Consider the following 8,186-nt stretch of genomic DNA (forward strand, 5'->3'; position numbering starts at 1 on the left):
GTGTATCAATTTTTCCTGCGACCGAATGAAGCGCCCAGACGTGTCCCCAACCAGCCGAAACCCAAACGCACTGCCGATCTATGTTCAGATCGCGGAACTTCTGATCCGTGACATCGCGGCGGGCCGTCTTATCGACGGGGAACGCCTGCCGCCCGAACGGGATATGGCGGCCGAACTTCAGGTCTCGGTCGGGACGCTGCGAAAATCGCTATCGGAGCTTGAGAAAAAGGGGATGCTGGAACGCATTCAGGGTTCGGGAAACTATGTTCGCGAGACGGGAACCCAGAACAGCGTTTACGCGATGTTCCGGCTGGAACTGCCCCAAGGCGGCGGCCTGCCGCGGGCGGATATCCTGTCGGTCGACTATCTGCGCAAGCCGTCTGATCTGCCAAATTTTGGTACCGCCGAAACCGGGTCCCGCGTGCGCCGGATGCGTTATCTGAATGACACAATTATCGCGGTCGAGGAAATCTGGCTGGACGAATCAGCCGGTCGGATTGATCGCAACCTGCTGTCGGATTCTCTTTACCGGTATTACCAGCACCATTTGGGGTTCTGGATCACCCGGGCCGAGGACCGGGTTTCGGTCGGTGCGCTGCCCGACTGGACGCCACCTGACTTCACCAAGCCCGCCGGTCAGATCGTAGGGTATATCGAGCGGTTCAGCTGGTCCGAAGGGGCGGCGCCCGTTGAGTTCTCAAAAACATGGTTCGATCCAGATCGGGCCACCTATGTCCAACGTTTGAAGTAAAAGGAAACGCGCATGACCCGGGTCATCAATTACGGGCTGATCGGATGCGGCATGATGGGGCAGGAACACCTGCACAATATCGGCTTGTTGGAAGGCGCGCGCGTTGCGGCGATTTTCGAACCTGACCCGGCAATGGCAAATGCCGCGAAAGCCATCGCGCCGGATGCGGTGATGGCGGGGTCCGTGCAGGAGTTGCTGGCGGTCAGTGAGCTGGACTGCCTGGTTATTGCCAGCCCGAACCACCTGCATGTCGAGCAGATCTGCGAGATCGCTCAGATGCGCCCGCTGCCGCTGCTGGTAGAAAAACCCCTGTTCACCGACCCGCAGGATGCGGCGCGGATGGAGCGTTTGCAGCGCGATTATCCGCATCCGATCTGGGTAGCGATGGAGTATCGCTATATGCCACCCATAGCTGCGCTGATCGAGAAGATCGGGGAAACGGGTGGGGTCCGTATGTTGACGATCCGCGAACATCGCTTTCCGTTTCTGGAGAAGGTCGGCAACTGGAACCGGTTCAATCGCAACACCGGTGGAACCTTTGTCGAGAAATGTTGCCATTTCTTCGACCTGATGCGCCTGATCCTGCACTCTGACCCGGTGCGCATCTCGGCCAGCGGCGGACAGGCCGTAAACCATCTGAACGAGAGCTATGACGGTGAGGTGCCTGATATTCTTGATCACGGCTATGTGCTTGTCGACTTTGCCAATGGCGCACGAGCCATGCTGGAATTGTGCATGTTTGCGGAAGGCTCTCGCTATCAGGAAGAAATCTCGGCCGTGGGTCGCGAGGCCAAAATCGAGGCGCTGGTGCCGGGACCGGGCCGGTTCTGGCCAAAGCATCTGGGCGAGCCGCCGGTGCCGCAGGTTATTCTAAGTCCGCGGGATCCGAAGGGACCTGTCGCGCAGGAAATCCCCGTCGATCCCCGTCTTCTGGCAGCGGGGGATCACAACGGTTCGACATTCTATCAGCACAAAGGGTTCCTGGATCTTTTGCACGGCAAAAAGGCGGGCCCGGATGTGAGTTTGCATGATGGTATCTGGGCCGTAAAGATGGGACTTGCCGCCCAGAAGGCGCTGAAAACGGGCGAGACTGTTCGCTTGTTGGAGTGAGGAGTGGATCAGGCCATGTTCGTCATCAAACATCGCGCAAAAAGGCTACCCCATTCGGATGACGCTGCGGCACGGAGTGGTGAAAGTTCAATGCATTACTTGATCACCTTAATGTATTTTTGTTTACCGAAGATCGTCACACCAATTGTGGTTTTTCACACTAAACGCTTCGTCGCTATGCCACTTCCAAAGGCAAGCCTCTGACCTTTGAATTCGCGGAAAGTCCTATGTGCAAAAGACTGCCTGACTCTCCTGCGTTCAGTACTAGCCCTTGTTTCCGTGGAGGGGTGCGCAGGCACCTATGCAATTGCGGAGGTTGAGTGCCCACGACGCTCTGCCAGCACGGAACATTTTTCAGAAGGCCGTACTCATTATTCCATTTCGACGGCGACGACCTGAATATCGGTAATCCCATCGTCGTGAAGGAATGAGGACAGCACGGGCCAATCACGATTGGGGTCAATGGTGCGCGCAGTGGCCATGGTCATGCACACAGGGCGGAACCCGCCGCTGTCGCGATCAAGGGATTTTGTCCAGCTTTCCAGTCTTGCGGCCACGTTGATTGTGTCACCGATCACATTGTAGTGCAGCGAGCCGCTCACGCCCAGAGTTCCTCCCAATGCCTCGCCGCTGTTCAGTGCAATTCGCAGATTGTATTTCGGCTGATCGTTCAATTCTGCATTCAGTGCGATCGCGGCCTGACGCATGGTGCGCGCGCATTGCAAGGCCGACCGGCCGTCGACCTGCCGTTGGCTTTCTGTCTCGCTTGGTATCGGAGCGCCGAATACGACGAGGATCCCATCTCCTGTGAACTTTTCGACAAACCCGCCATGTTCGCGTGCGATTTCACCCAACCTGTCCAATATGCGCGATACCCACACCATGAAATCTTCCGCATCCATCGAATTTCCGACCCGCGTTGAACCTTCGATATCGGCCAGCAGTGCGGTGACGAACAGACGGCGGGATCTTGGCTTGCCGCCGGACAGAAGTCTTTTTCGCTGCTGCCATATTTCGGCGGAAAGTTCCTCGGACAGGTGTGATGAAAACACCTGAACGATGGCGCGTCTTTGGTTGCGTGAAACTCCGGCGATAACGGCGAACCCAATGAGAAACCCAATAGACCAGCCCAACAACGTGGTCGCTGCAGGCGCCAGCAGGGCTGCCGCTTGAAGGGCGGACAGACCGGCAAACAAGACCGTCCCGCCCACCGTCGCCATACCGATAGCCCGCGAAGTCATTCGAACGAATACAGCCACAACTGCGCCGGCAAATGTTGAAAGCAGGATGATGATAGAGGAGGCAAGGTCGCTCAGAGAGCTCAACGGAGAACGCGAACCATTCGAATAGTCGATCAGCTGTTGCGCAATGGCTGCGTGAACTTCCGCGCCGAAAGTGAAACTGGCCCCGGTTGCCCGATTGAGGGGAGTCGAGAAATAGTCCTTAACCGAGTGGCTGGTAACACCGATGATGACCGTCTTTCCGTCGAATTGCGCCAGCTCTTTCCCAGCCAGTACATCTGCTGCGGGGACTCGGTGGGCAATCGGAAGATCATTCAGATAGTCGATCATGATCTGATAACCAGAAGTATCGGCGTTACGAAACAAGTTCAGCCCTTTAACCAATGGCTCTGCGGTCGTTTTACCAAACGCCAGAAAACGTGGGTTATCCGGGGCGCTTTGCAATGTGGGCCTTGATGAAAAAATCGCCGTCAGTTCCATTGACAGCGACACTGCGATCCCATCCGGCGTGTTGACCAGCAGAAGGGCGCGCCGCACAACGCCATCGGGGTCAATCGGAATGTCCGAAAACCCGGTTTTTACCCCGGTAGGTGCGTCGATGCCTGTCCCGCCTGCGTCGGCCAGTTTCGAGATCACGACAACTCTGGGTTCGTTCAGTATGTTGATCAGCCTGTCCCGGCCATCGCCCGCAGGAACATCCCGGTATATATCGATCCCGACTGCGGTCGCGCCGGCAGCCAGCAAGGTTTCCGTCAGTTGTGCGATCTGCGCGTCGGGGACTGGCCAACCCCATTGCCCGAGATCGTCGTCAGAAATGGCGACAAGAAGGACATCTTTCGTTTGTTCAGAGGTTGCCAGCACCGAAGTGGTCCAGTCGTATTGGGCACGTTGGAGAGGCTCAAGCAGACCCTTCACCCGCAATTCGACCAATAAACCTCCGACAACAAGAGTAATCAAGCCGACCAGTGCCCAGCTTTGCCAGACTGGCATCAGCATCGACGGTCTCAGCCATGTCTGCCTTTGATCTTCCGACTTCAATGGCCCACACCGGCTGTTTCCAGAAGCTGCCCGAACCCGGTTGCGTCAGTGGCCCTTACGCGACCGCTGAGGCCAATTTCAACCAGTTCCGCAAGCGCGTCGAACCAAAGACCTGCCGTCGCGGGGTTCTGAGCCTTCATCTGATCCGGAAACCGCTCGATCAAAGCTGTCGCACGCTCCAGAACAGCGCCGGATTGCTGGTCGATCAGCGCCACATGCCATTCGTAGATGCGGCCGGTTTCCAGCGTGTAATCGGACCTGCCAAGATCCAGCCCGTAGTCGCCCGGCGGAAATGGGCCCTGTAATTGCAACTCCACGCCCAATGATCCAAGTGGATTGAGGCCGATGATCAGGTTTCCCCGGTGGCCGTGCGCCAGACGCCAGACCAATGGGGGGGATGAAAGAGTTGTCAGGCCGCCACCATCCGGTACCAGCAACGTCAGCAGTTTGGTGTCATCACCCGAAAGCGTGCCGCGTGTGCCGGCCCCCATTCGGTCTCCGGGCGCACCAATCTCAGGGGGGATAAACACAACGTCGTTGGACCCGTTGGTGACTTGTTCTTCGCTTGCCGCCAATACGCCAGTGTCAAAGAACACCGGCAGTGCCAGCGTGAACAACAGTGTGAATTTTGAAACCCTGATCGACGGCACCCGAAGCCTCGCACAGTAAACCCTTAAAAAAACAGAATATTCAAAAGCAACGGTAAGCATGAATTTAGTCAGAGTCCAGTTTGGGACGCGTCTGTGTCCCGTTGCCCTGGCGGATTCTGAGGTTGAGCAGAGTTGTGCTAAAGTCCTCAGCGCTGTTTGAATGAGTTCGGGTGAGTGCGCATGTCTTCTGGTCGCTGTTGGAGAACTGGCATCTGGCTTCTGTCCTTTGGCCTGCTTGTCCTGCTGATGCCATTGCGGCTTGAAGCCCTGGAAAATCGGGTCGCGCTTGTAATCGGTAATTCCGCGTATCAGCATGTATCGGACTTGAGTAACCCGGCCAATGACGCCGAAGATATCTCGGCATCTCTCAGGCGCATTGGGTTTGAAGTCACCGAAAGCCTGAACCTCGACTACAACGGTATGCGCATCGCACTGCGCGACTTTGCGGAAACCGCCGCGGCCGCTGACGTGGCCTTGGTCTATTTTGCCGGCCACGGGATCGAGATCGAAAACACGAACTACCTGATACCGGTAAACGCAACGCTGAAAAGCGATCGGGACGTCGAGTTCGAGGCCATCCGTCTGGATGCGATCGTGAACGCCATTGCAGATGCCCCCGGGCTGAAAATCGTACTGGTCGACGCCTGTCGGAACAATCCGTTCCTGGCGCAGATGACACGCGTTTCGGCGACCCGATCGGTCGGGCGCGGGCTGGCTGCGGTGGAACCGGGCGGTGTGGTTGTGGGATATGCCGCCCGCGGGGGCACACTGGCGCAGGATGGCGAAGGCCGGAACAGCCCTTACGCGCAGGCGCTTTTGGAGCATATCGAACAGCCGGGGTTGGAGCTGGGTAAGATGTTCCGCCGGGTAAGAGACCGGGTGTTTGAACTGACGGACGGTTTTCAAGAACCTTTCATCTATGGATCGCTTCCGGGTCAGGACATTTTTCTGGTCCCTGGCCTGGAAACGGCGGCATTACAGGCGCCCGCTACACCCGTTCCGTTGGCACCGACTGTAACTCGCAAAGACGAAATGGAAGCAGCGATGACGGTCAACTCGATGCGGGGCTGGAGTCTGATTAGCCAGAAATACCGCGCGGCGTCGATTGCCGAACCGGAAGTGCTGAACCGTATGGCCGAAATAACACCAAATTGGGTCAAAAAAGATGGGCGTATCGGTGTGTTGGAAGACATGTTGCTGCCGGATCGAGAAATGAAAATGCGTTTGCAGCAAGAACTCAATAAAGCAGGTTTTGATGTTGGGACGCCTGATGGCGCTATTGGCCCAAGGACACGCGCTGGAATACGGTCTTTTCAGGCCGAGAGTAGTTTTGAGCAGACCGGATACGTAGATCTTGCCGTGCTGGCCAGTCTGGGGATCGGTTTGCAAAAAGGGGCGGACGACAGTTTCATCAGCAACCCGTTCGCAGTTCGTCAGAACGTCGAAGAACTGGAGTTGCTCGGCGAATCTGAAGAAATCACGTCGATCCTGGGCTGTCTTGGGCTGAGAAAGAGCATCTACGGTACGTTTCGCGACAGCCTTTACATTGTGATGGTTTTCTCGGGCAACATTCGGAATGCTCGCGGCGAAGCCCAGAAATGCGGTGTCGATCTTGCCGCAATAACGTCAGCCGAAGAGAATGCGTTTATTGTTCGCATGATTGCCAATGACCCGTCCTTTTTTGACGTCGGATACGACAGCAGGACGAATTACAGTTACAAGGCGGGGCCGTATTTCGGTTTCAGAAAGGACCCCGGTGAAGGCAATGCAAAAATCGGCTGGCGCTGGTATAGCGGTGAGCCGGTCAAATACACAAACTGGTTGCCGTCAAAACCCAACACGACGCACGGCAAAGGCAACAAGGCTTTCGCCCAGTTTCAGTATGAGCAGCGCGGCAGGCGAGATCTGAGCAATGTCGTGCCTTCCAAATGGTTCGATGGCTCGGGTGGGTACGTGCGTTCGGTCGTGTTGGAGGCCAGATTGAACTGACGACCGCCAACGGGCGGAATCCCGAATCCTTGACCTGGTCAGGTATTGAAGCTTCCGGAATTGTCAGGCGTCAGGCCGCACATTTCCGAAACGTTGAGCCGCGTCTGTTCGCCTGTCTGCGTGGAGATTGGGACCGGGCTTGCATCCGCCAATGCGATCTTATTGGCGGATGCGTGGAGGTCCGAAGTGAGACCTGAATTTAGTGGCGTCAGGCAGCGGCGATCTGACGGGCTTTCGCCACCATCACTTCGGCCTGCCGGATCGAGGCATAGTCGATCAGCCGGCCATCCAGCGAAACCGCGCCTTTTCCGGCAGCTTCGGCTTCGGCCATGGCTTCCAGAATGCGCTGGGCCTTTGTCACTTCGGCATCACCGGGCGACATCACCTCGTTCGCAAGTGTGATCTGGCTGGGGTGGATGGCCCATTTTCCTTCGCAACCCAGAACAGCGGCGCGCTTGGCGGCGGCCTTGTATCCCTCGGGGTCCTGGAAGTCCCCAAATGGCCCGTCGATGGGGCGCAGACCATTTGCACGGGCCGCCACGACCATGCGCGCCAATGCATAGTGCCACATGTCACCCCAATGCGTTGCCCGGTTGGCCCCGGCGTCAGGATCGGTCAGAACCGAATAGTCCGGGTTCACGCCACCAATGATCGTGGTCCGTGCGCGGGTCGAAGCCGCATAATCCGCGACCCCGAAATGCAGGCTTTCGTTGCGCTTCGAGGCTGCTGCAATCTCGCTGACATTCTGCATTCCCAGCGCGGTTTCGATGATATGTTCGAAACCGATCCGTTTCTTGTAGCCTTTTGCGTCTTCTATCTGCGTGACCATCATGTCGACGGCATAGACATCAGCGGCGGTGCCAACCTTGGGGATCATGATCAGGTCCAGCCGCTCTCCAGCCTGTTCGACCACATCCACCACATCGCGGTACATGTAGTGAGTATCCAGACCATTGATCCGCACCGACATGGTCTTGTTGCCCCAGTCGATATCGTTCAGCGCCCCGATGATGTTTCTGCGTGCCTGTTCCTTTTCGTCCGGTGCGACTGCGTCTTCCAGATCAAGAAAGATGACGTCCACATCGGACTTGGCCGCCTTTTCGAACATGCCGGGCTGGCTGCCGGGGACGGCCAGTTCGCTGCGGTTCAGGCGGGCGGGGGCCTGTTCAATGGAATGAAAGCTCATGGGTTTGGGTCCTTCGTCTTACAGGTTCGGGTAGATGGGGAATCGTGCACAGAGGTCTGCGACCTCGGCCTTGACCTTGGCCTCGACCGCGCTGTTGGCGTCTTCGCCATTGGCGGCCAGGCCGTCGACAACCTCGATGATCCAGTCCGCGATCTGGCGGAATTCAACCTCGCCAAAGCCGCGGGTGGTGCCGGCGGGCGAACCCAGGCGGATGCCCGACG

At 57.3% G+C, this 8,186-nt stretch carries 6 protein-coding genes and 1 pseudogene; 3 read left to right on the forward strand and 4 right to left on the reverse strand.

Annotation, left to right across the window (positions count from 1 at the left end):
• Positions 1–25 precede the first annotated feature (25 nt).
• Positions 26–751, forward strand: a complete 726-nt coding sequence (locus ACR0CG_RS13415) for a GntR family transcriptional regulator (protein ID WP_480525489.1) — start codon at positions 26–28, stop codon at positions 749–751.
• Positions 752–763: 12 nt separating this feature from the next.
• On the forward strand, positions 764–1,861 hold the full coding sequence (locus ACR0CG_RS13420; protein WP_480525491.1) for a Gfo/Idh/MocA family protein: 1,098 nt from the start codon (positions 764–766) through the stop codon (positions 1,859–1,861).
• A gap of 371 nt (positions 1,862–2,232) precedes the next feature.
• Here ACR0CG_RS13420 and ACR0CG_RS13425 read toward each other — a convergent pair whose 3' ends face one another.
• Positions 2,233–4,098, reverse strand: coding sequence for a CHASE2 domain-containing protein (locus ACR0CG_RS13425; protein WP_480525492.1), 1,866 nt, complete (start codon positions 4,096–4,098; stop codon positions 2,233–2,235).
• Between the two features lie 38 nt (positions 4,099–4,136).
• Positions 4,137–4,790, reverse strand: a complete 654-nt coding sequence (locus ACR0CG_RS13430) for a DUF928 domain-containing protein (RefSeq protein WP_480525493.1) — start codon at positions 4,788–4,790, stop codon at positions 4,137–4,139.
• A 180-nt stretch (positions 4,791–4,970) separates the two neighbouring features.
• Between ACR0CG_RS13430 and ACR0CG_RS13435 the strand changes: the two genes are divergently transcribed.
• A complete protein-coding gene (locus ACR0CG_RS13435; protein ID WP_480525494.1) occupies positions 4,971–6,779 on the forward strand; it encodes a caspase family protein in 1,809 nt (602 codons plus the stop codon).
• Between the two features lie 208 nt (positions 6,780–6,987).
• On the opposite strand, the gene ACR0CG_RS13440 is transcribed toward ACR0CG_RS13435, so the two are convergent.
• Both ACR0CG_RS13440 and glyA read right to left on the reverse strand, forming a co-directional pair.
• Entirely contained in the window at positions 6,988–7,965 is a 978-nt protein-coding gene (locus tag ACR0CG_RS13440; protein ID WP_480525496.1) for an HpcH/HpaI aldolase/citrate lyase family protein, read from the reverse strand.
• Between the two features lie 18 nt (positions 7,966–7,983).
• Positions 7,984–8,186 (reverse strand): annotated as a pseudogene (gene glyA / locus ACR0CG_RS13445) (serine hydroxymethyltransferase); the annotation flags it as partial.

The organism is Ruegeria sp. AB8, from assembly GCF_056542605.1.